The organism is Aeoliella straminimaris, from assembly GCF_024054565.1.
GTDB classification, from domain to species: Bacteria; Planctomycetota; Planctomycetia; order Pirellulales; family Lacipirellulaceae; genus Aeoliella; species Aeoliella straminimaris.
Map to the genome: position 1 here is coordinate 213,728 of NZ_JAMXLR010000006.1, position 22,827 is coordinate 236,554.

General features: G+C 56.5%; 14 protein-coding genes. 13 read left to right on the plus strand and 1 reads right to left on the minus strand.

Annotation, left to right across the window (positions count from 1 at the left end; translation table 11 throughout):
* The first annotated feature begins 295 nt into the window (after nt 1-295).
* The 10 genes from NG895_RS02225 to NG895_RS02270 all read left to right on the plus strand — a co-directional run bounded on the left by NG895_RS02225 (nt 296) and on the right by NG895_RS02270 (nt 16,809).
* Nucleotides 296-3,718 carry a HEAT repeat domain-containing protein gene (locus NG895_RS02225; protein ID WP_252850809.1) on the plus strand — a complete coding sequence of 1,141 codons (3,423 nt, stop codon included), beginning with the start codon at nt 296-298 and terminating at the stop codon, nt 3,716-3,718.
* A gap of 260 nt (nt 3,719-3,978) precedes the next feature.
* Nucleotides 3,979-4,395, plus strand: a complete 417-nt coding sequence (locus NG895_RS02230; RefSeq protein ID WP_252850810.1) for a hypothetical protein — start codon at nt 3,979-3,981, stop codon at nt 4,393-4,395.
* 2,229 nt (nt 4,396-6,624) lie between these two features.
* Nucleotides 6,625-7,731 (plus strand): IS110 family RNA-guided transposase, encoded by a 1,107-nt coding sequence (locus tag NG895_RS02235; RefSeq protein WP_252850811.1) that lies wholly within the window; start codon nt 6,625-6,627, stop codon nt 7,729-7,731.
* A gap of 1,559 nt (nt 7,732-9,290) precedes the next feature.
* Nucleotides 9,291-9,986 (plus strand): cation transporter, encoded by a 696-nt coding sequence (locus NG895_RS02240; protein WP_252850812.1) that lies wholly within the window; start codon nt 9,291-9,293, stop codon nt 9,984-9,986.
* Nucleotides 9,983-10,516, plus strand: coding sequence for a hypothetical protein (locus tag NG895_RS02245; protein ID WP_252850813.1), 534 nt, complete (start codon nt 9,983-9,985; stop codon nt 10,514-10,516). The genes NG895_RS02240 and NG895_RS02245 overlap by 4 nt, the downstream gene beginning before the upstream one ends.
* Nucleotides 10,517-10,571: 55 nt before the next feature.
* On the plus strand, nt 10,572-11,741 hold the full coding sequence (locus NG895_RS02250) for an ABC transporter permease (protein WP_252850814.1): 1,170 nt from the start codon (nt 10,572-10,574) through the stop codon (nt 11,739-11,741).
* A 57-nt stretch (nt 11,742-11,798) separates the two neighbouring features.
* A complete protein-coding gene (locus NG895_RS02255) occupies nt 11,799-13,424 on the plus strand; it encodes an efflux RND transporter periplasmic adaptor subunit (RefSeq protein ID WP_252850815.1) in 1,626 nt (541 codons plus the stop codon).
* A gap of 51 nt (nt 13,425-13,475) precedes the next feature.
* Nucleotides 13,476-14,186 carry an ABC transporter ATP-binding protein gene (locus tag NG895_RS02260; RefSeq protein ID WP_252850816.1) on the plus strand — a complete coding sequence of 237 codons (711 nt, stop codon included), beginning with the start codon at nt 13,476-13,478 and terminating at the stop codon, nt 14,184-14,186.
* A 2-nt stretch (nt 14,187-14,188) separates the two neighbouring features.
* Nucleotides 14,189-15,331, plus strand: a complete 1,143-nt coding sequence (locus NG895_RS02265) for an ABC transporter permease (protein ID WP_252850817.1) — start codon at nt 14,189-14,191, stop codon at nt 15,329-15,331.
* Nucleotides 15,332-15,393: 62 nt separating this feature from the next.
* Nucleotides 15,394-16,809 carry a TolC family protein gene (locus NG895_RS02270; RefSeq protein ID WP_252850818.1) on the plus strand — a complete coding sequence of 472 codons (1,416 nt, stop codon included), beginning with the start codon at nt 15,394-15,396 and terminating at the stop codon, nt 16,807-16,809.
* Between the two features lie 117 nt (nt 16,810-16,926).
* Here the strand turns inward: NG895_RS02270 and NG895_RS02275 are convergent, their stop codons facing one another.
* Nucleotides 16,927-17,229 (minus strand): hypothetical protein, encoded by a 303-nt coding sequence (locus tag NG895_RS02275; protein ID WP_252850819.1) that lies wholly within the window; start codon nt 17,227-17,229, stop codon nt 16,927-16,929.
* A gap of 476 nt (nt 17,230-17,705) precedes the next feature.
* Here NG895_RS02275 and NG895_RS02280 point away from each other — a divergent pair, with 476 nt between their 5' ends.
* The 3 genes from NG895_RS02280 to NG895_RS02290 all read left to right on the plus strand — a co-directional run bounded on the left by NG895_RS02280 (nt 17,706) and on the right by NG895_RS02290 (nt 22,811).
* Complete coding sequence (locus NG895_RS02280) at nt 17,706-17,921, plus strand: hypothetical protein (protein WP_252850820.1); 216 nt, start codon at nt 17,706-17,708, stop codon at nt 17,919-17,921.
* A 398-nt stretch (nt 17,922-18,319) separates the two neighbouring features.
* Complete coding sequence (locus NG895_RS02285) at nt 18,320-19,615, plus strand: efflux RND transporter periplasmic adaptor subunit (protein WP_252850821.1); 1,296 nt, start codon at nt 18,320-18,322, stop codon at nt 19,613-19,615.
* 19 nt (nt 19,616-19,634) lie between these two features.
* Nucleotides 19,635-22,811 carry an efflux RND transporter permease subunit gene (locus NG895_RS02290; RefSeq protein WP_252850822.1) on the plus strand — a complete coding sequence of 1,059 codons (3,177 nt, stop codon included), beginning with the start codon at nt 19,635-19,637 and terminating at the stop codon, nt 22,809-22,811.
* Nucleotides 22,812-22,827: the final 16 nt, after the last annotated feature.

Consider the following 22,827-nt stretch of genomic DNA (forward strand, 5'->3'; position numbering starts at 1 on the left):
GCCCGCGAATTCTGTGTGAACGTTGGGTGCGAGAAGTTGCAGCCAACCCCCAAACCTGTTTTCGTGGAACCTGGGCCCGACCCACTCAGAAACAGGGTACGGCGCTGCTGGAAGCATGAACGCCATCGAAACGTATTTGACTTATTACATTTGCAACTTTGGGGGTGTTCCAATTGTGACCTCTGTCGTCGGTGCAGGCTTAGGCATATTGGCAGCGCGAGTTATCTCGCGAAAGAGGTAAGTCGAACTGATACCTCAATCAAGGTTTCTCTCTAACCGTAAAAGGTGCTCAATCATGGCTCGAGAATCCACACAAGCCAATGACCCAGAGACTACCCAGCGCAACCGTCAGGCAACTGCGTGGATTCGCCGCGGTCCGGCTATCTTGGTTGCTCTCCTACTAGTAGTAGTGACGACTGGAGTTCTTACCTGGCGCTGGCGAGAGGCACGGAAAGAAGCTAGTCGCCAACGTCTCGAAATAGCTGCCAATGAGTTCAAAGCAGCAGATGGTTTCGTGGAAGTGTTGGAGGTGCGACGTTCGCTGCTTGAAATACCCGAGTCACATCGACACCAGGATTGGACGGAGTTGTGGGAGTCGACTTATCTCACCCCATTCCAGGGTTCCACCCGTGTTGATCACCCGATTATTGCGGCTGCAGTTGGCGACAATGGTAAGCAGCTCGTCACACTACAGCAGGAAGGCGTGGTCCAGACCTGGGAGTTACCCGGCTTGCACCCAAAGCAAGAGTTCTCTGTTTGGAAAAAGGAGAAGAACACGACCGGTTCTGTATGTCGCTTCAGCACTGATGGCCGATTGTTAGCTTGCTCTCACCCAAACTATATAGCCGGCGAGCTTGGGGAGGCCTTGATCTTCGATATACAGACCCAAGACGTGAAAACTGAGTTCCTCGCAGAGTTCAACCAGATCGTGTTTGCGCCAGACGATTCCGTTGTTTATGGCCTAATCGGCCACGAAGGACAGAGAATTGGCGCCTGGAACACTGGCAATGGCGAGCCGTTGTTCACCATCCCTGGTAAGCTTGCGTCGGGCGACGTGTTAGTTGTCAGTGATGATGGACGCCGGTTATACGACCTCGAACTCCGCCAGGTCTACGACGCGCGTACTGGACGGCAGCTTGAAGGGTCGAAACTCCAAGGCGTTGCTGATGGGCGTCGTGACATTGTGGCACTCAGTACCGATGGGCGATACGTCGCTTCACTACGCGGAAGTGCCAGTGGGTCTCAGCCAACCCTCGTTCTTGAATGTACCGATCAGCTATATCAGCAAGAGATACAGATCAGCGAGCGACCGGCCCACGTAACTTTCAGCCCGGATGGTCGAGAAATTGCCTGCGTTGTCTCTCACCCAAACTTAGATGTCGAGGTGCTCGAATTGGCAGAGGATTCTTTCGCGATGGGCATGGTTGGTGCGATGATGAGCGTCGGCCTAAAAGACAGGCCTGTATTATGGGACGTGCATGTTTACGACGTTCCTACTGGCGAACATTTGCGGACCCTGCGCGGATTTCCAAGCGTACCGTACGACCTAATCTTTTCTCCTGACGGAACGAAGTTGGTGGTCTATGGGGGAATAGACAAATGGCGCAATGCCGGCTCCAAACAAGGTGTCCATGGTGACGTAGTGCTGTGGGATTTGGCGGGGGCGAGAAGTTCGCAAACGCCTCTCATCCAAGACGAGACTGTCGAGTACTATATCGAGGCACTTGATGACGATGATGTCATTGCCAGACGAGAAGCCGCCAAGGCGCTCGGTGAACTTGGTCGTGGGGCCAATGAGTCTGCAACGGCGCTCGGCTCGGCGATCCAAGACGACGATCGTTACGTGAGAAGATTTGCTGCCCGGGCACTTGTGAATATTGGCCCAGAGGTCGCCGCGCCTCAGTTCGTCGAGTCGCTTCACCACGACGATCCCCTAGTGCGGCAAGATGCGGTGTATGCTTTCGCACAGCTCAGCATGGCGGCTAGTGTGTCAGCTCCGGCGCTCATTGAATCGCTCCATGACGAGGATGAGCATGTGCGCAGGTTCGCAGCCCAAGCGTTGGGCCAGCTAGGCTCCCAAGCAAGTGCAGCGGTGACAGACCTGATTGGATTGCTGAATGACGATAGTAAGCAGGTGCGACGTGCTGCGGCTAATTCCCTTGGCGCGATTGGCTCTGACGCGAACGCAGCAGTGTCTACACTGAGCGAATCGCTGCGGGACCAAGATCCGTACCTACGTAGAATTGCGATCGAAGCACTTAGGAACATCAGCCCGGACGCCGCTGTTCCAGCCTTCATCGAAGCTCTACAGGACGAAGATGTGGTGGTGAAGGAACGTGCCGCGGCTGCTCTGGCAACGAATGACGTTGTGGCAGCATCAACGGCGTTGGCGCTTATCGACTTTCTACAACACACCGACCGTGACATTCGAGACGCCGCCACGAGTGCCCTGGTAAAGATCGGACCAGAAGCGGTACCCCCGCTAGTTTCACGACTAGATGACGAAAAACGAGACTACAGAGCTGCTGCTGCAACAGCCCTGGGCGCACTGGGCCCCACAGCGAAATCTGCAATACCGGCACTGATTGAGGCATTGAAAGACGAGGATCGGCGGGTACAGAGCAGTGCCGCCCAATCTCTGCATGAAATCGGTCCAGAGGCGATTCCCGAGCTGATGAAGTTGTTCAGGGAGGAACGCCCCAGGGTAGGATTCGATGCAGGTGATGTGCTTTCGAAGTTTGGCTCGGAATCCGTGCCGATCCTGGTCGACGCGATAAATGACGAAGATCATTACTTTAGGCGGCGCGTGATCATCCTGTTGGGCCGGATAGGCGCCAACGCAAAGACTGCGGTGCCTGCCTTGGTGGCAGTGCTTAACGAGCAAAACGATTCGATACGCGTGGCTGCCGCTGGTGCGCTTGGCAGGATAGGGATAGATGCAGCCCCTGCAGAACCGGCTTTGACCGGTTTGCTTCAAGACGACGAAAAATCGGTGCGTTATTCGGCCGCCATCGCTCTGGGGCGAATTGGTGTGAGCGACGAAGAAGTGGTACGCACGCTTGGTGAGGCCATACAGCATGGAACCACCGAAGTAAAGCGTTTCGCCGCGGATGCCCTTGGCGGAACGGGTGCAGCGGCCGAGCCGATTCTGCTCGACACGCTGAACGATCGCGACCCATTCGTGCAAGTCAACGCTTCGAGATCCCTCGGCAAGATTGATGCCAAGGAGAAAGCACTTGCCGTACCAGTACTGCTTGAGTGGATAGAAGCTCCCTCTGACCTTGGCCACGCAGCAGCTTCGTCGTTCGGCGAGTTGGGCTCAGCAGAAACCGAGGCCGTTCCGGAACTCGTTGCGATATTCAATCGCGGTAGGGGAGCTTCCCCGAGCCAGAACGCCGCCCGTGCCCTCAGCCAAATCGGTGCCGCGGCCGTGCCGGCTCTTGTCAGACTCCTTGAAGTCGAAAGGACCTCGCACGATGCCAATGGCATTAACGATATCGACAGCAGTATCAAGAAACGTCTCGCTGCCCAAGCACTTGGCCGCATCGGTTCGGAAGCGCAGTCAGCAGTGCCGGCACTTAGAAACGCGATGAAGAGCAATGACGTTAGTGTCGTAGAAGCAGCTGCTCGCGCATTGAACCAGATTGCTTCGGCGAGAGCTGAGATTAGCGCAATAGAGCGCGATACTTCTCAAAAAGCAAATTCGCCTGAGGACTAACTGATGAGGTGGTTCATGGTAGTGATGTTCATTATTTCTGCGCTATACTGCGGGTGGTGTTACTACGCGACTTCGCCAAGTGGCCAACCGGTCGATGTTAGGGCAGCCTATGCTATTGGCGTTTACGCGTCCTGTTTTGGAGCACTGGTTTCACTTGTGGTGCGCCGACGGTCGACATAGCGTCGCATTCCACAGATTGCTGATGGCTCCACTCTCTCCAAAGGAGCAAATTACGACGAACTCCCATCTCCGGAAAGAACGTGTTGACTGAAATGCCCCAACAAAATGTAGATGTGCCGAAGGCAAAGTCGACTTCCGTTTCTATCTTCATTGCCGGTCTTATTTTGTCGGGTTGTTCATCACCGAAGCCGATCGGAATGGTATTCGACGATTGGGAAAAAGCCAAGACATATGAGAACATTGCCGAATTGGAATCTTGGCTTGGGGAACCCGAAGATGTCGAAGTGATCCACCGTTTGGAAACGCGGGATTTTCCTCAAGGAGCGAGGATTGTCAATGAAGACGGGGATGAAATCGACACGCGAGAGTACTGTTTCACCGTGCCAACGGGGACCGAGTATAGAACCTATGCTCACCCCGATGTGCCCGAGGTGAAGTTCTATGTTCGCGTTCACTTCGAACAGATTAAGGATGTTTGGGTGACCTTGCCTGAGTGACAGACATGGCTCGGTCATGGACAGCTCGATTCTGGTCGAAGGCAATTCGCCGAGTGAACCTCAGCGCTGATAGGTGGGATATATAAACTACAGGCCACGGGTCTCATTGTGTACCTCCTGAAATCATCCGTAGAGCATTTCTTACGAATACTCAGTGTTCTCTCAGCCTATATTGCTTGTGGCGTGCTATGGTGGTTGTCACAACGTCCTGGCGAAGGGGTCGGGGCAGATGCGGCCCGAGCATGGCTGGTCTTCATGTCCCTCCCACCATGGTTATTGACTTGCTTGATGGCCATTCGCTCAGGCAATCAGTTGGGCGGTTTCTGGAGGTGGTTGCCTTGGCCACCGCTTGCTGTCCCTACGCTGTATGTCATAGTAAACGAGCTAATGCAAGTTGATTGGAGCAAGCTTATAGGTGTTGCTGAACTTCTGTAGTCCCGAAGATTTGTGCGCTGTACGCAGGGAAAGAGACTATCTACCTGCTCAGCGTGTTCGATACTGTTTCACTGCTTCCAGCGGTAAGTCTCAGCGGGCGAGGACCAGTCTTTCTCTTGCTTAGACTCGCCAAAAGGGAAACGGAGGTTGTGGTGAAATGAAGTGGCCGCTTGTACTACTGTTTGTCGGATGCATGATCGCTTGCGGATGCCTTTACTACGCAAGCCCCGAGAGGCATGGACCGACGGGGCCGCGAATGGGCTACGCCGTGCAATATACGACAAAAACGTTGCTCGTCTTAATGTTTGCTATTGCGGTCGTGTTTTGTTTGTATCCATTTGAGTCGACACTTACGGCGCTCGCGCCTGCTCTGACATTTGCAGTCTGCGTTTCCTCACACGCGGCCTTTATAAAGCATCGATCGCCCGTACGCACAATTTTCTACGGTGCTACGAGTGGGTTTCTCACCGCTGTTACATACGGTAGTCTGTTCGCGATCTACGAGTTTAATTCGAAATGGAATTGGGACCCGCCTCTTGTAGCTGGATTAGCGTGGCGTCTACGTGTGACGACGAGCATTCTCTTCGAGGTTGTCGTATTTTTTGGTGGTCTTGCCCTCGCTGGTGGAGCCATGGCTGGTCTGTTCGTTTCCCTACTGGCCCTGCTCTATAGAAAAACATTTCATAGGAATGGGGCATATGGCGAACCAAGCGACGAACCGAAGTCGCGGTAGCCGAGTGATTTCACCATGGACAATCGACTCCCGAGACTCAGTGAACGCCCACGTTAGGTAGCTCGTCGGCAGCGCTCGATCTAACAGCGGGCCGGGTGGCCCTGGGTGTTACCACCCAGGGCTCCCACAGATCCGGACGTGCGGACATTACCGCATCCGGTTCCTCGACCAGCAGATTCACCATCCGTAGCGGTCCCCGCGGCTATTCGATCGACTTACGTTGACATGCTTGAGAACCTCGATGTGTTCAACATGTTGCCCTCGATCGATTCTGCTGGCCGACGCTTCGCTTTCCTCCACTGGGTCTTCCAGGGCGAGTTCCCCAGTTTCAGCGGTACTATCAAAGCGCTACGACTTCCGGGCGCCCATCCCGCCGCCCAGTCACAACTAACTCTGGGTTTCCTTCGTTTGGCGGTACCTCGGTTGCACTCGTCGGTTTGCTCCTCGACGGCCGAGTGCGCCGCCGAGGCCTGGAGTTGGTCACCCGGTGGCTCCGTCCGGGAAGTCGCCGAGGAGACGACAGGATCTCCCAAGTTCCTGGGGAATCTCGATTGTCCGTTTGCGCATGTTCCAAACCGACGCCGGCAGGACTGCTTGCACCAAACCACTAGAGTGCAGCAGCGTGGCCCTTGCTGGCACAAAGACAAAGGCTCCCACAATTGGGTCTTTCGACGCTCCATAGCATGGCTTTCGGACTCGCTATCTACGCTTCGTGGGGCCGGTTACCCGACACCACGCAAGACTCGCTTCCAGTTGCTGGTCAGGCTCTACTGGACGGGCTTTCCACCCGCAAGATTCCAACAGAAGGTTACAGGTCTGCTAGTACATTCCATTCCCCTCCCCCAAGCTTTGCTTGGCGCAATGTGCCCATCCGCTGTCTTTTGGCCCAAGTTCTACGCCGCTGAAGTGTACATCACCTCGTTCAGATTCGGCCTCGATCAACTTGCTGAAGATGATTCTATGAAAGAGGCGACGGGGTCAAGAAAATAGGTTCTCCTGGTTTAGTTAACGAAACCCGGCGTAGCCGTTTGGCTCGCCAAAACTACCAGGAGAACCCAGTAATGTTGTACCTCGCCATCGACCAGCATGCCAAGCAGCTCACCGTTTGTGTCCGCAATGAGGACGGAGACACCGTTTTGCGGCGGCAGGTTAGCACCCGTCCTGAGAAGATCGAAGCGTTTTTCGAGCAGTTCACCAAGATGGCCCCCGAGTTCATGGCGATTCTCGAAGTGTGCGGTTTCAACGATTGGTTGATCGAAGAGCTGCGAAAATGGAATTGCCGGGAGATTGTGTTGATTCACCCTGAGAAGCCCTCCAAGAAGAAGACCGATCGACGGGACGCTCAGAAGCTCGCCGATCTGCTGTGGCTGAATCGCCAGCGGCTGGCCGCTGGACAGGTTGTGCGTGGACTTCGCCGCGTCTATATGGTGACACAGCAAGAACGCGAAGACCGTCAACTCACTTCGCTGCGGAAGAATCTGGGACAACGTCGCATACGCGTGCTCAACAAGATTCGCCGGCTCGTCAATCGCTACAATCTGATCTGGCAGTACCCCACCAAGACGTTTCAAACCAGAACCGGGCGGAGTTGGCTCGCCGCCGTTCCGCTACCGCCCATCGATCGACTCGAAATGGATATGCTCCTCAAGGAATGGGAGATCTGCGACGAACAGATTGCCCAGGTGGATAACGAGATTGCCGAGCGCGTGAGTCGCACTGTTCCCGTCGGCCTCATGAATGCCACACAGATACTCATGACCATTCCCGGAGTCAGCCATTACAGTGGACTGACCCTGGCGAGTCGCATCGGCCCGATCGAGCGATTCCCGCGTCCGCGCAGTCTGGCCAACTACTTTGGATTGACGCCCGGGTGTCGCAATAGCGGCAACGCTCAGGACCGGTTGGGCTCGATTACCAAACAAGGAAGCAAGACCGCGCGATTCATCCTGGGACAGCTGGTAGTACACCTCCTGAAACATGACCCAAAGATGCGAGAGTGGTACCGGCAGATCAAACTGCGGCGTGGCTCTAAGATTGCGCGTGTCGCAGTGATGCGCCGAATCACGACGATCCTATGGCACATGCTCACGTATCAGGAACCGTACTCGATTGGCGGACCGCCGCCACGACTACGCAAGGATGGGACTTCCGCAACCCATGCTGCATGATGATCGACACCGAAGGACGGGGTGAAACGACACGAACGGCGAAGCTGATTGCATTGGCCTCTGCCAAGGCAGAGGCCCCTGTGGGCTTGGTTCAGTCTGAGATGGTCCATGGATCTGGGCGTTGGCCTGCCAGCGCACCATGACGGGAAGTTGATTGAGACGAACCATGCCACACAGGACGGTCGAATGAAGAATGCTAAGTGCCGGCCGAACCGGTCGGGCGACTCCTCGCATCGAGGAGCGGGATCCACGAAGAGATGTTTAGGGGTGCAATCGGCACGTCAAAAGAACGTTGCGAACGAACCCGAAAATGAACCGTATCAATCGACTGGCTTCGACACACAATTCCCCCACCAAGGAGACATCCTGACTCGCTTTCGCCGACCTCGTGTCGGCGAGCAGGGGGCTCATTGCCGCCCCCTGCACCCCGCTAGCCTTTCTCTGTGTTCCGCTTGAAGGAGAAAGCTTAGCACCGACGCCACGCTGCAACGAACCCCAACCATCGCCGCCAGGACTGCGAATAGAGAACCCACGCACCAACCCGTGACAAAATCAGGAAAAAGCCACTTGACGGGCAACCCTCTTTCAGAGATGGACCAACCGACCGGATTTGCGCTCGAGGCTAGCGTGCTGAGGTCTTGTCCGAGATTTGCCACCTCTGCGACTTGGAAATATTTCTTCCTGCGGTCGGGTGATGCACCCTCGCTCAGTTCGAGTGGCAGTGAACTGCAGGCGGTCGTCTCACCCCGGCGCCGGTCGGATAAAGCCGGCCCCTACGGTGGAGGGGTGAGACACAAAGTGTGCTACCCCCCCCACAATAGGTGTTCTGAGTTGACTTTGCGGCCGGAAGGCGTTTCGGATAAACTGATCACTTCGAAATTGCCGATTGTAACTAACAGTCTCAAGAAAAGTCCTTTGGGAACTCCCATGTTTCGTCGCGCCGACAACCTGAAGCAAGCAATCGCCTTCGCGGCGATCCTGCTGGCGTTGTCGTCGATCGCCCAGAATGCAGGACTCTACTGTGATCTCGGGGCCTGCGACGCTGAATCGGTTGCTAGCTCCGTCGAGGGCGGATCGTGCTGTCACCACCATGCTACCCATGGACAAGATCAGCCGGCACCACCGTGCAATGAGCCGTCAAGACATGATTCATGTCCCTGCCCCGAAAGCTGTTGGTGCCATAAGGCACCGCAGCCATTCGAGCTGCCGAAGTCTTTCGATGAGCCTTTTGAATTAGCATTCCTTGGTGTCGTTGCGATCTGCAGCGACTTCACTATCGGCAGCGTGTCTGATCGGCGGACGTCTGAAGCGTGGGCCATGCCGCCCGACCTAGGTAACGAGTCAGCTGTCGAACGCTGCGCTAAGCTCTGCCGGTTCTTGATTTGAGTTCTCTGTCGCGTAAGGCCTTCTGCCTGCGCATTTCGCGTCTGAGCGGTCGTCGTTAGCCGACCCAAAATACTCAGGCCATCTGTAGTATCCCAACTCTGGCAGCATGCGTGCACGTTTGCGCGCTCGTATGTGACTGTCACGACCTTCCCAAACCATTGCAAGGAGGAACTATGCGCGAATTAGGAACAAATCTGGTCGCTTTATCGGCAATACTCGCGTTGCTATCGTCGACCTCATACTCACAGTCGCCCGCACCCCGATCGGGCGAAAGTGAAGTGCAGATCACTGCGGAAAAGATGTGCTGCAAGGGCTGCGCTCAGAAAGTGTCCGGCCAACTCTACACCTTGAAGGGAGTCAAATCGGTAAGTGTCGACCTCTCGACGCATACGGTAAATGTGATGCTCCCAAATCCTAGCGCTTCGACGCTGGGGAGAATCTGGCACGCCGTTGAGCAAGGAAACGGAGGCCCCACGTCGTTGAGTACGTCGACCGCAGCCTATCAGCTCGTTCGTCCACAGGATGAGCAGGAGCTGGGTGCCGCTCAGCAGATGGGATCGTCGATGCACATCGTCATTGACAACTTGCACTGCAAAGGATGCGCCCAGAAGGTCGCCGCCCAGCTCTATGCCATTAAGGGCGTCACGAGGGTGAACGTGGATATGCAACGTGAAACCTTAATTGTGGAAACGAATCAAAAGACTCCGGTCTCACCCTGGCTCGTGATCGATGCGGTATCTGCAGCTAAGGAGCGTGCGGTGGCGGTTCGTGGAAACTACGGAACTTTGGCGATTACGTGGTCCACCGAGGCCGCGCCGAAGTCGAATCACCAAGCCCAACAAACTTTAAGTGGAGGAATCCAAAGATGAATCGGTACTACCTATCACTCTTGGCACTCGTGCCGGCGCTAGCCGGTCTTTCTGGTTGCGGTAGCGCACCGGCTACGGAGTCACACGCAAGTACAGCTGCTACTAATGTAGATGCAGCTCAGTTCCTGCTGAAGGAAGAACCCGATGGGGCCGTCGGCGTGATCGCCGGTCGTGAGTCGGCAGTGGACGGCGCGCCTTTGGTGCTGGTGGGCCGTATTGGTGGAGCGGCGAACCCGTGGATCGATGGCCGAGCGGCCTTCACGCTGCTCGATGCGTCAATGTCGGTGGTCGCCAATGGGCAGGACTCTGGCGAGACAGAACTCTGTCTTGACGACTGCTGCGCCTTGGATCGGCAAAACTGCACGACGCTCGTAAAAGTCGTTGACGGACAGGGCAAGCTCGTGCCGGTCGATTCACGCGAACTACTCGGCTTGAAGGAGTCCGACATGGTTGTCGTAAAGGGGACCGCTCAGAAGGACAAGACGGGCAATTTTGTCATGCTTGCTAGTGGCATTTTCGTCCGCAAGTAACGCCTTCCGCCTGAACTAACTAGTGTCGGGAAACCCCGACTGTGGAGTCTTTACCATGCTGGGTCAGAAACTGCTGCCTTGGGATTACGGTGTGCGGAACTTATTCCGTCGCCCGTCGCGTAGCGCGCTCACACTTGGCGGCCTGACGATCGTCGTGCTGTTGGTGCTGGTCGTCGTAGGATTTATCCGCGGACTCGAAAAATCCTTGGCCGCCACGGGTAATCCCAACGTAGTGTTGGTCTACGCCCTTTCGTCGGGCGCCGACATCGAAAATTCGTCGATCCCAGGCCGGACGCCTGCACTATTGTCCGCGAGCGTCGATGGTGTGCGTCGCGGGCACGGCGTCGAGTATGTCTCTCCGGAGCTCTACTTGGGGACACGGATCACCACCGCCGGCATGACTGAACCCGGCATGGGACTGGTGCGAGGCGTCACCACAACCGCGCCCCTTGTTCGCGGGCAAGTGCAAATCGTCGAAGGCACGTGGCCACAGCGTGGTGAAGTGATGGTGGGTCGGCTCGCCCATTCCAAACTCAGTGCGAGCAAGGAAGACTTGGCGGTAGGCCAGCAGGTGACGTTCGATGGCCAGACCTGGACCATCAGTGGTCTGTTCAACGCCGCTGGGTCAGCATTTGAGTCAGAGATTTGGGCGCCGTTGGAAGAACTGCAGACGGTCCTCAAGCGGCAGGATCTGAGCATGGTCGCCGTCAGCATGGACTCACTCGACGGCGCTGCCGATGTCGAGTTGTTCTGCCGCGAGCGAATTGACCTGGAACTCAAGGCAGTCGCGGAAAGCTCCTACTACGCCGCGATGCAAAAACACTATAAGCCAGTCCGCATGTTGGGCTGGGTGGTGGTGGCTTTGGTGGCGGGATCGGGAATCTTCGCTGGTCTCAATACCATGTATGGCGCCGTCGTCGGCCGCGTGCGCGAGCTGGCGACACTCCAGGCGATCGGTTTTCGTCGCCGCGCCATTCTGCTGACGCTCGTACAAGAAGCCACGCTGCTGGCGTGTGCCGGCGCAATCGTGGCGTGCGTGGTAGGGCTGCTGCTCGTCGATGGAACAGCGGTCCGTTTCACGATGGGGGCGTTCATGCTATCGGTCGACAGCGTCGGTATCGCTGTAGCCTGCGAAGTTGCGGCGCTGCTGGGCGTGGTCGGCGCATTGCCACCAGCGATCAAGGCGATGCGACTTCCGGTCGTCGAAGCCATCAAATCCATTTAGCTGGCGATCGAAACGCGATCCTAATTCGTTGCAAAGGCGAAAGACCTCGGAACACTCATGTCAGATTCATCTTCACAACTCGATCTCAGCCAACTCGCTGTTGACCGCAGCGGGCCGACAAAGAAAACAGCCATCCAAGTCAGACGGTCGTGGTTCACGAAGTACGTGTTGCCGCTAGGCATTCTGGTTGGGTTTTTGAGTCTTTTCGGCTGGGCGGCCAGAGATAGTTTCCTGCCGGCTCAGTCGATCACGATCACTCCAGTCGTGGTGAGTCGGGCCGAAGTGAAGCAGGAGGGGACGCCGCTGTTCCAAGCCGCCGGTTGGATCGAGCCCCGGCCAACCCCCGTGATGGCCTCCGCGCTTGCTGCCGGTGTGATTGAAGAATTGCTCGTCATTGAGGGCCAGCACGTGAAGCAAGGCGAGCCGGTTGCTAGGCTGATTGATGCCGACGCACGATTAGCCCTCGCCGAGGCGCGAGCCGCTCATGCCTTACAGGTGGCCGAAGTAAATCGTGCAGAAGCTACGCTTGTTGCGGCGAAGACCAACTTTGACCAGCCGACCGAGCTGCAAGCGACTCTTGCTGAGGCTGGAGCAAGACTCAACGAAACCGAAGTCGCCATTAGCAACCTGCCTTACGCGATCGAAACCGCCCGCGCGCGGCTCCAGTTAGCGACGGAGAATGTGCGTCGGAAAGAGTTAGCTGGCCAAGCTATCTCTGGGCGTGCGTTACGCGAAGCACGCGCCGACCTGGCGGCGGCGAAGAACACCCTTGCCGAGCTTGTTGCCCGCGAGCCAAAGCTCGAAGCCCAAGCCAAATCACTTCGAGAAAAGCGAGATGCTCTAGACGCACAACTTCGGCTGCTGACCAACGAAACGCGGGCCGTCGCCGAAGCGAAGGCCAATCTCGCCGCGGCACAGGCCAAGCTCGATCAGACCCGGCTTCGGGTGGAAGCGATGGAGCTTCAACTGGAGCGAATGATTGTTCGATCCCCCATTGAGGGTTGTGTGTTGAGCCTCGACGCCCGTCCGGGACAATGGCTCTCTGGAGTGGGCTCCAGTTCCTCTCAAGGTTCAACTGCTGTCGTCGGACTCTATGATCCTGAGAGCCTCCAGATTCGCGTCGATGTTCGCCTGGAGGATGTACCCCAGGTGCAAATTGGTCAGCCGGCGCAGATTGAGACAGCAGCACTTGCCGCACCAATTGAAGGCGAAGTGATTTCGGTCACGACCTTCGCGGACATTCAGAAGAATACATTGCAAGTGAAGGTGGCAATCAGCGCTCCCCCGGCAGTCATCAAGCCCGAAATGCTAGGCAAGGTGACATTTCTGGCGCCCCGGTCCCCCGTCGTAAAAGAAGAGCCGGGCGACTCACCGCTCAAACTCTTTGTGCCGCAAACATTGGTTTCGAGAGGCGAAGGGAGTGCATCCGTGTGGGTCGTCGATCTCACCGCAGGGATTGCCAAACAGAAAGCGGTGGAAGTGGGGCGTGGCGCTACCGAGAGCGGACTCGTCGAGATCACCAACGGACTCCAACCGACCGACAAGCTGATCGTCTCGGGCCGCGAGTCGGTCGTGGAAGGGACACGTGTTCGTGTTTCAGGCGAAGACCGCACTCTGATGGGGGGCGGCTGGAATAGGGGCACCACCAGTCCCGAAACCCGCACCGCTCAAGCCAATCCATAGCACAAGACCACCCTCTCCCTCTTACGCACCCACTCCGAAAGTAGGCCATTTATGCCCCTTGTAGAAGTCATCAATGTCTCCAAAGAGTACGCCAACGGTGAGGAGACGATCCGCCCATTGGACGAGGTGAGCCTTAACGTGAACGAGGGCGACTACGTTTCGCTGATGGGCGCGAGCGGTTCGGGCAAGAGTACGCTTCTGAACCTCATCGCGGGGATCGACCAGGCGACCTCAGGTGAGATTGTCGTCGCCGATACCGACATCACAAAACTCGCGCGAGGCAAGCTGGCCGATTGGCGAGCAGCCCACATCGGCTATGTGTTTCAAACGCACAATCTGATTCCCGTCTTGACGGCTTACGAGAACGTCGAGATGCCGCTGCTGCTATTGCCCATGTCGGCTTCTGAACGACGCAAGCGCGTTGAGATCGCGATGGAAGCGGTGGACCTCACTTCAAGGGCATCTCACTACCCCCGACAAATGTCGGGTGGTCAAGAGCAACGGGTCGGTATTGCACGGGCCATCGTCTCCAATCCGACGGTTGTTGTTGCCGACGAACCGACCGGTAGCCTTGATGACAAGACGACGGAACAGATTCTCTCGCTGCTGAGCCGCATCAACGAAGAACTCGGCATGACCTTGCTGATGGTCACCCACGATTCGGAAGCAGGACAGCGTGCCAAACGCCAGATTCGTCTCGAACGGGGCCGTTTGATGGAGAATGGCAAAGAGACGACCTCCGCTCACCTAAGGACGGCCTAACTATGTTCAAATTCATTCCCTACGTGCTGAAGAGCCTCTGGCGGCACCGCGCTCGTACACTGCTCACCGTGAGCGGCACTGCCGTGGCCCTATTGGTGTTTTGCTTTATCGGAGCTGTGCAGCAAGGGCTACTTGCGCTGACCTCAGGCGGCGACGCCGGAAGGACGCTGATCGTCTTTCAAGAGAATCGCTTCTGCCCGCAGAGCAGTCGGCTGCCGCAAGACTACGCGGGCGACATCAAGAAAATGCCCGGCGTGGTGGATGTTGTGCCTATTAAGGTCTTCACGAACAACTGCCGGGCGAGTCTCGACTCCATCGTGTTCCAAGGGATGGAGCCGGAGAAGATCAAGGCATGGCGAGATTTCGACCTGCAATCGGGTGACTGGTCGTCGTTTTCCGGTCAGGACGACGCCGCTTTGGTCGGCGCCGACGTCGCCGCGCGACGTAACCTAAGCGTGGGAGACAAGTTCACCATTGGCGATGTGACCGTGGTCGTGCGAGGCGTCTTTCAATCACCTACTGCCGCTGACAACAACCTGATTTTTACCCAGCTTGAGTTCTTGCAGCGTGCTCGCGGCGCGAGCGATGTGGGAACCGTCACGCAGCTAGAGGTTCACCTCAACGATACGGCCGATCCCGAGGCGCTGGCCAAGCAAATTGATCAAACTTTCCACGCCGGTCCGGTCGGCACGACGACCCGCACCAAAGGGATGTTCCAGGCCGACACGCTAGCCGACCTCGCAGAACTGATCGGCTTTGTGCATTGGCTAGGCTATGCTTGCGTCGGGCTGGTGCTGTCGCTGGTCGCGACGACCACCGTGATGGCCGTACAGGACCGAATCAAGGAGCATGCTGTGCTTCAAACCTTAGGGCTTCGCCCGTTGCGAGTCTTCGGATTAGTGCTGACTGAGAGTCTCTTGCTCAGCACATTAGGTGGTATTTGTGGCGTCTTGGGGAGCGTGTTGCTCTTATCGATGAGCGGGATGTCGATCGCCGCCGAGGGAGTAACCATTGCCTTTGAACCTTCGCTAAATCTTGCGATTCAGGGAGTCTTGGTGGCCGTTCTTGTCGGCGTCCTGGCGGGTATCGCGCCCGGATGGCAAGCATCGCGCACAGAGATCGTGACAGCGTTAAGGCATGCCTGATCCATGCATGGAGACAAGAGGATAATCGGTGAAAGCCGATAGGAATGGCAAGGAGGCCAACCATGGTAATTGATAGACTGCTGCTGTCGCTGCCGCTATTGCTGGCAGTCGGCTGCGCATCCGGACCGACGGTTTCTAAAGACGCACTCGGCCCACCTGCTGTAGTGGACGAAGTGCTCTCGGCCAAAGAGTCCTCGATTCATCTCGTCGACTACGAACCGGCTGATTCGTCGCTAGAACAGCCTCGACTCACGCAGGACAGCGATGCTGACAAAGGGAATCGTGAGCAGATCTTTCCCACTGCACCGCTAACTCTTGAGGCGATTGAGGGTATGGCCCTGTCCAGTAACCCTTCGATTGGGCAAGCTGAGGCACGGGTTCGAGCCCTCAGAGGCAAATGGGTACAAGTGGGACTGCCACCTAATCCGACCGTCGGTTATGTGGCTGGAGAAATTGGCGACCAGGGACATGCCGGTCAGCAGGGTGGGTATGCGGGGCAGCAATTCATTACGGCGCACAAACTTGAGCGTAACCGGGCGGTTGTTGCCGCGGAAATTGACAAGGCCCAGGCTGAACTGACAGCAACCCGGCAGCAAGTACAAACGGACGTTAGGCTCAAATACTATGCAGCACTTGTTGCACAACGCCGACTCGATGTCACTGACGAACTGGTAGAAGTTAGTTCAGAAGCGGTGCGGGCGTCGAAGTCACTCGTCGAAGCACAAGAAGTTCCGGTCGCTGGATTACTTCAAACGGAAATCCAAGAGCAGAACGCCATCGTTCTTAGACGTACATCCGAAAACGCGCTCGAACGGGCCTGGCGACAACTCGTAGCGGTGGCTGGCACGCCGGGGTTACCGCGTCAACCGCTGGAAGGGGATGTCACTACTCTTCCGGCTGAACTTGATTGGCAGTCAGAACTGATGCGACTTCAGTCTTCAAGCCCCGAAGTGGCAACCGCCATCGCGAACGTCGAGCGTGCACAACGTGAGCTAAATCGGGCAAGGGTTGAGCCTGTCCCGAATGTCAGCACGCAAGTGAGTGTCCAGCAAGATACAGCATCCGACACCACAATCGCGGGTGTTCAAGTTGGTATACCTCTACCGATTTGGAACCGTAACCAAGGTGGCATTCGGCAAGCCCAAGCTGAAGTGACCGAAGCCAACCGAAATCTGAACCGCATTGAACTGAGCCTTGAACAACGCTTGGCGGAGGTTGTGCAGCAATACGCAGATGCACGTGTCACTGCAAGCACCTATTCTACGGATATCTTATCCCGCTCCGAGCGTACGTTAGACCTCGTACAGCAAGGTTATGAGCAAGGCGAAGTTGGCTATCTCGATTTGCTTACTGCCCAACGAACCTACTTTCAAACGAATCTTGCTTACCTCGACGCTCTGAACTCGCTTTGGGAGAGCTATTTGAAGATTGATGGTTTGCTGCTTTCAGGAAGTTTGGATTCATTGGGCCAACAGTAGACCTATCAAACCGGAGTATTCGGACGGAGGGAGGAGCGAAATACAAAAGAGACCGGACCGGCCACGGGACATCCCGTGACCGGCCCGATCATAACTAGTGTTGGGCTAGGCTTCGGACTACCAAGGGTGGTGATCGAAGTGGCCGCTGCGATGAACGTCGTAGTGACCGGGCTGGTAGTCTAGATGATTACGGTGCGGTACGTATCCACCTGGGTGGTAGTCAAGATGCGTGGTGTTGTGCCAGTGGTTATGGCCGTATCCACCACCCCAATAGTTGTTGGAATAGGTGGCAGGATAACCAACATCTACGTGGACTCCACCTCTCTGGAAGTGGAAACCACGGGCTTCAGCGGTGTCGGCGCTGGCGAATGCGAAGCCGAGGGCGAGCAGGGCTACGGCGGGGAGGATTAGGTTCTTCATCGATCTGGCTCCATTTTGGCGAGAGGCTTATGGGCGAGGTGCCCGGTTGTTGGGAGAAGACTGTTGCACCTGCTGTGCCAGCATCCTTGCGTAGCTCACCTAAGATAATTCTGAACAACGACTTATGGCACAAATGACTTGCTGACGGGCACGAAGCCAATCCCAAAAGTGTCGCGGATATGATGGCGCAGTAGGCGGGCATGACTACACTTGCGTCCTGGGGGCGTTCGAAATCGGACCTTGGTATTTGTAATTGAACGCGAATGTGTAAGACTTTACGGTAGTTATTCCAACAGACGGGCATTGCGGCACCACACTTGCTATCCGTGAGTTGACGTTCGATGCAATTCAGCAATCCGCCGAAGCCTTCTCTTTACTCTTGATTTAAGCACTGATTTTGACCCCGCTCCTATCCATTTTGACCGCAGCCGCGATCGCGGTGCACAGCATTCTGGGATGCTGTGCACACGGTGGTCATGATGGTCATGATGGCAGCTGTGAGCATTCAGATGGTGGCGTTTCCGTTCACGCATCTCACGATCACCATCGACACTCGTCAATCGCGGATGAGGATGCGGTATCGCATTCACACGAGTCTGAATCGGCCATCGGGTCCCACCATCGTTCGCACGGTTGCGATCATTCGCGATGTACTTGGCATGCTCCTGAAATCTGGAGAGCTGGCTGGCTGAGCACTTTTGAACATGCTCTCGCGCTGCCGTCTCTCTGCGACCCGTTCTACTACACCACTGATGCATCGCATTTGGTGACACCGTTTTCCCACGGTGGACTACCTATTGCGCTACCGGTGCGCTCCCACCTGCTAAAGAACGTGCTCTTAATCTGAGCCCCTTCTGGGCCGATCCGTGCAACGCTTGCCATAGCGCGGATATCGCTGCGATGTTCCCATCCTGACTACCTACTGTGCAGCCGTTGGATGGGCTGTTCCCACCTCACCTTGTAACGAGCTTCCGGATTGCTGTGCGCATTCGGTGGAGTCTGTCGCATGTCCTTGAATGAACGACCACGTCGACTACTTGTCACAGTCCTTTGTGCCACGGTGCTTGCCGGGGCAGCTATAGGTGCCTTCGTGACAAAAGAGCGTTGGCTAACGTACTTCGGTGCGCCCACCGAAGTAGAGAGCGGGCCTGACGACGAACATGCGGGGCACGACCACGCTGACGAGGGTCATGGAAGTGCGATGAACATTGAACTGACCGAACGAGGACTAAAAAACATCGGTTTCGAACCCTTTGTCGTAAATCCAACCAACTACGACCGCGAGTTAACTCTGCCGGCCATCGTGGTAGAGCGGCCAGGCAGATCGCAGATTCACGTGACTGCGCCACTCACCGGCATCGTGACTGCCATTCACGCGGTCACGGGCGAGGCGGTCGACACCGGTGAACCACTTTTTGAGCTGAGACTCACGCACGAGGAGTTAGTGGCTGCTCAAAAAGAATTCTTAGAGTCGCTCGCCAAGCTGGATATCGTGCGGCAGGAGCTATCGCGACTGCAAGGACTGTCTGAGGGGGTCGTTGCCGGCAAGCGAATTCTGGAGCAGGAATACGAGCAGCAAAGACTCGAAGTAACGCTCAGATCAGCCGAGCAGGCAATGCTACTACACGGGCTTACTGAGGAACAAATTCAGAAAGTGCAAAACACGGGAAGTCTGTTTCGCAATATCACGATTCGAGCGCCCGAGCACGGCGACGCGGATGAGGCGTGCGAAGGCCCTCACCTCTTCACAATTCAAAGCCTTGGCGTTGCTAAAGGTGAGCACGTTGAGATGGGAACGGAGCTCGCCGTATTGGCCGACCACTGCGAATTACATATTGAGGCACTGGCGTTTGAAGACGATGCGGATGCAATTCGTAGGGCAGCAGAGTCAAACCGAGACGTTTCCGCGAGGCTCCTCGACTCCAAGTCGGCCAGCCACCGTTTGCGAGGGCTGGAGGTCGCCTACGTAACAAGCCAGATCGATCCCAATTCAAGGGCGTTCAAAGTCTACGTCCGTCTACCTAACAAGGTCGCGCTCGACAAAACCACACCATCTGGCAATCGGGTGTTGGAGTGGAGGTACAAACCTGGGCAACGCATGCAATTATTGGTGCCGGTTGAGACGTGGGAGAATCAACTTGTACTGCCAACCACTGCCGTCGTTGACGAAGGGGCTGAAGCTTACGTCTATCGCCAAAATGGCGACCATTTCGACCAGGTAGCCGTGCACGTGCTGCATCGAGATCAACAGGCGGTCGTTGTCGCAAACGATGGGGCTCTGTTCAAGGGAGATATCGTCGCTGGTGAGGGTGCTTATCAGATGCACTTGGCCATCAAGAATAAGTCGGGCGGCGCGATAGATCCTCACGCTGGCCACAACCATTGATCTGGAAAGGAATCCCCACGTGCTCAATGCCATCATTCGATTTTCGCTGCACAACCGGGTGCTCGTCGCTGCGATGGCGGTGTTCCTGTTGGGCTATGGAGCCTGGCAGGCGTCGCAACTGACTATCGACGTTTTCCCGAATCTCAATCGCCCACGCGTGGTGGTCATGACCGAAGCACCCGGCATGGCACCGGAGGAAGTGGAAACACTTGTAACGTTTCCCATCGAAACTGTCCTCAACGGAGCGACGGGCGTGCAGGCGGTTCGCACCTCGTCGGGCATTGGGCTGTCGGTCATCTATGTCGAGTTCGATTGGGGGACTGACATTTACAACGATCGGCAGATCGTCGCGGAGCGACTGGCGCTCGCGACTGACCGGCTTCCGCCGAACGTGAAGCCTCAGCTGATGCCAATCTCATCGATCATGGGCCAAATCATGATCATGGGCATGACGGCCGAAGGCGATACAAGCCAGCTTGAACTGCGCACGCTTGCCGACTGGGTGGTTCGACAACGTCTGCTTACCATCGAAGGCGTCTCCCAGGTAATTGTGATGGGGGGCGACCGAAAGCAGTTTCAGGTGCTGGTCGATCCCGACCTGATGTTGAGATATGGCGTGACGCTCCACGAGGTCAAGCAGGCGCTCGAAGAGAGCAACCAGAACACCGCCGGAGGCTACCTCGACGAACAAGGCCCGAACGAATTCCTCGTCCGGTCGCTAGGGCGAGTGAAGACTGTAGACCAGATCGGCGACATCGTCGTCAAGCAACGAGACAATCAATCGATCACCTTGTCCCAGGTGGCCAACATCGCTGAAGGTGCGCAAGTTAAACGAGGAGACAGCGCGGCGTTTCGTCGCAATGAAGCCGGTCGGATGATCGGCGGGCCCGCCGTGGTGTTAACCATTCTCAAGCAACCGCAGGCCGACACCCGAGAGGTCACGGCGAAGGTGACTAAGGCTCTGGAAGAGATGGCCCCATCTCTCCCTAGCGACGTCCAGATGATGCCCGAACTCTATCAGCAGAAGGAATTCATCGATCTGGCTATCGAGAACGTCTTTGAAGCGCTTCGAGACGGCGGCGTGCTCGTGGTGGTCATCCTATTCTTGTTCTTGATGAATCTGCGAACGACATTGATCACGCTCACGGCGATTCCTCTCTCGATCGCCATTACAGCGATTGTCTTTGCGGCGTTCGGATTGTCCGTCAACACCATGACGCTGGGCGGCCTGGCGGTCGCGATCGGGGAACTTGTGGACGACGCAATTGTCGACGTCGAGAACATCTTCCGTCGCCTGCGAGAAAACCGCCACTCGGAAAACCCTAAGAACCCACTGCTGGTGGTGTTTCAGGCAAGCGTCGAGATCCGCAATTCAATCGTCTATGGAACGTTGATCGTGGTGCTCGTGTTCGTGCCTCTGTTTGCCCTCACGGGAATGGAAGGCCAACTGTTTCGGCCGATGGGCGTTTCATACATTGTCTCACTTGTCTCTTCGCTGCTGGTTTCCCTGACCGTCACGCCGGTCCTGAGCTACTGGCTACTGCGCCACCAAAAAACGGCGGGAGAAGAAAGAGATGGACTGTTGCTGCGGCTTCTCAAAGCTGTAGCGGACGGCGTCATCAGAATGAGTCTCCGTCTCTCCTGGTTGGTTTTGTTGTTGGCTCTGTTATTGGTTTCCATCGCCGGTTGGGCCATGCTCCGTTTGGAGCGTGACTTCCTGCCGCCATTCAATGAGGGGGCAGTACAAATCAACGTCTTGTTGCCGCCCGGGACTTCTCTCGCGACTTCAGATCAAGTCGCCAAGAAGGTCGAAGCACGACTCGCCGAATTCGGAGACCTCAAGGCGTTTGTACGAAAGACAGGACGGGCTGAGCTGGACGAACATGCCGAAGGTGTCAACGTCACCGAAGTCATCGCAACGGTCAGTCCCGATTCGGCGCGGTCGCGAGAAGAAGTGATCGAGGAGGTGAGTGCCGCCCTGGAGGAAATCCCAGGAATTGTGGTTTCTGTGGAGCAACCTCTCGCCCACCTGATATCTCACATGCTGTCGGGCGTGAAGGCGCAGGTTGCTATCAAGCTCTATGGCGATGACCTCGACGAACTACGCCGCCAGGCAGAGGGCATACGAGGTGCCATTTCCGACATCGAAGGCATTCGTGACCTCCAGGTCGAGCAACAGGTGATCATTCCGCAACTGCGCATCGAGGCTGACGGCGACAAGCTGAAAATGTTTGGTCTGCGACGCGCAGACGTCAACGAATTCGTAGAGACAGCGATGCAAGGAGAGGTCATCTCGCAGGTGCTCGACGGCCAGCGGACTTTTGATCTGATGGTGCGGCTGGGAGAAGAGTCTCGGGAAGACGTTGAATCGCTGCGACGGCTGCGAATCGAGTTGCCGCAGGGTGGGACTGTCAAACTAGAGGACGTCGCCCGTATCTACAAAGCCGCCGGGCCGAACACAATCAACCGCGAGCAGGTGCGTCGGCGGATTGTCGTGCAGTGTAACGTCTCTGGTCGCGGCTTGGTCGATGTGGTGGGCGATATTCAGCAAGAATTGAAGCCGATCATCGCCGAGTTGCCGACCGGGTACTTCGTCGAGTACGGGGGGCAGTTCGAGAGCCAGAAGTCGGCGTCGCGGATGATTGCCATATTGTTCGGTGTCTCGATCGTTGCGATGTTCCTGGTGCTTTACAAGCTCTTCAAATCGGCCAACCTGGCCCTACAGGTCATGGTCGCGCTGCCCATGGCATTCATCGGTAGCGTAGCGTCGCTCTATCTCACCGGCCAGACGCTTACCATAGCCAGCATGGTGGGATTCATCTCGCTCTGTGGAATCGCCTCCCGAAACGGGATCTTGTTGATCAACCACTACTTGCACCTGGTCAAGTACGAAGGCGAACAGTGGACTCGCGACATGGTGGTCCGCGCGGGCAAAGATCGTCTCGCGCCGGTCCTCATGACGGCACTGACTTCAGGCATCGGCCTGGTTCCACTAGCACTGGCAGCAGGTGAGCCAGGGAAAGAGATCCTTTACCCGGTGGCCACCGTAATCATTGGCGGGCTGATCACGAGCACTTTACTTGAGTTCCTGGTCAGGCCCGCCTTGTTCTGGAAGTTGGGATTACCCGCCGCACGTCGGGTTGTCGCGGACATGGAGAAGCACGTGCAACTCGTGGCCGAAGAGGACGTCGGCTGAGACTGTTTTGCCCAAC